General features: G+C 49.4%; 2 protein-coding genes. Both read left to right on the plus strand.

Going from position 1 to position 1,624, the window contains the following annotated elements:
• Positions 1-85: 85 nt before the first annotated feature.
• The gene (locus tag B2W52_RS02575; RefSeq protein ID WP_273070831.1) at positions 86-412 is read left to right on the plus strand and encodes a hypothetical protein; all 327 of its coding nucleotides are present in this window, start codon (positions 86-88) and stop codon (positions 410-412) included.
• A 64-nt stretch (positions 413-476) separates the two neighbouring features.
• Positions 477-1,382 carry a homocysteine S-methyltransferase family protein gene (locus tag B2W52_RS02580; RefSeq protein WP_273070829.1) on the plus strand — a complete coding sequence of 302 codons (906 nt, stop codon included), beginning with the start codon at positions 477-479 and terminating at the stop codon, positions 1,380-1,382.
• Positions 1,383-1,624: the final 242 nt, after the last annotated feature.

Here is a 1,624-nt window from a genome sequence, read left to right on the forward strand (position 1 = left end):
TGCGGATTTATTGGCGCTTACATTCCAAGGCCTCGCATGCTGCTGGCGTTATGTTCCAGATTCATACTAAACGGACGTTTCCCCAATGAAGAATGAAGCGCATATCGTCAGGCTGTTTTTTGCCAAGATGAAACCAGCGTTTTTCCAGCTAATTGAGGAAGAACGAAGACAGTTTATGGTCAGGGATCGGGCTAACCTTGATGCCTTGGGAATGAAGGCAATTTCTATGATCGATTGCAGCCAAAGCGATGACGAATGGGATTATATCGGTGTAGAAAGCTGGCCCTCGATGGAGGCAGTGAAGGAACGGGAAAAATATGAAAATGAGGAACTACAGATTTCCCGGTATGTTGAGTATAAGGTTCATCTAGGCGTTGAGCAGTCCTTCGAGGGATATGGCCAACCTCAGTGAATATAACTAGCCCCTCAAGCCCCTGTTGGCAACGCTAATAAACGAGGTCCCCTGAGAATTTCAGATGAAAGAGTTTCTGGAAAACCATCAATTTATCCTCGCGGAGGCTGCCATTATCGAAAGGCTCCGTCGAAGCGCAAAGGTAGAACTGGACGAGAGTTTGGTTCAGACCCCATTGATTTACAGCGACGAGGGTAGGGCGGAGCTGAAGAGCCTTTACCGGGAATATCTGGGCATTGCTGAGGCGAATAACCGGCCAATATTGCTTTGTACGCCTACCTGGCGGGCAAACAGGGAGAGAGTGCAAGCCTCAAATCAGCGACAGGGCATTAACGTTGACGCCGCAAAGTTCCTGCAAGAATTAGTTGTCGAAGAATCCAGGAAAGTGCCCGTTAAAATTGGTGGTCTGATTGGCTGTAAGAACGATTGCTATCTACCTGAGGAAGGCTTGTCACTGGATGAAGCAACCGAATTCCATAAATGGCAGATCGATCAGCTAGCAGACTCGGGTGTGGATTTCCTCATCGCAGTCACGTTGCCTTCAGTAGAGGAGGCCGCCGGAATTGCTCTTGCAATGGAAGCTACGGGATTACCTTACATCATAAGTTTTGTGATTGGTTCCGATGGTAACGTCCTGGATGGAACAGAGCTTCAGAAGGCAATCGAATATGTTGATGCCAAGACCACTAGTAAACCGCTTGGATATTTTGTTAACTGCTCCTACCCGTCATTTCTTGATCCGGATACGCTCTCTGAAAAATTATTTGAACGGCTGATTGGTATGCAGGCAAACGCCTCCTCCCTCAGCCATGACGAGCTGGAAGGTTCAGCAGAACTAAAATCCGAATCTGTTGAAGAGTGGGGAGCGCTCATGGCGCAGTTGAACAGAGATTTCGGATTGAAAATTCTTGGTGGTTGTTGTGGTACCGATGGCAAGCACCTTGAGTATCTGACGAAGAATATCACCTGACGCCTGAGAGTGATGGGATAGTGTGAGAATGCGCCAACTGTGGTGGTGATTTTTAGCCCCGTCTTATTCGCCCTGCGTTGCTGCTTGGTGAATATCCGGACTCGTCACGCCTCCGCCCGTTCCCGCCGAATCAACAGTGCCAATGCCAACGCCGCCAGTGATCCCATTACAGCGGCGAAAGTGATCCCGGTTGTCGTCAGGTTGGTGAAGGTTGCCATCACGCCCAGGCCGATCACCGGCAC

It is taken from the genome of Marinobacter sp. UBA2498, assembly GCF_002341575.1.
In the GTDB taxonomy this organism is placed as follows: Bacteria; Pseudomonadota; Gammaproteobacteria; order Pseudomonadales; family Oleiphilaceae; genus Marinobacter; species Marinobacter manganoxydans.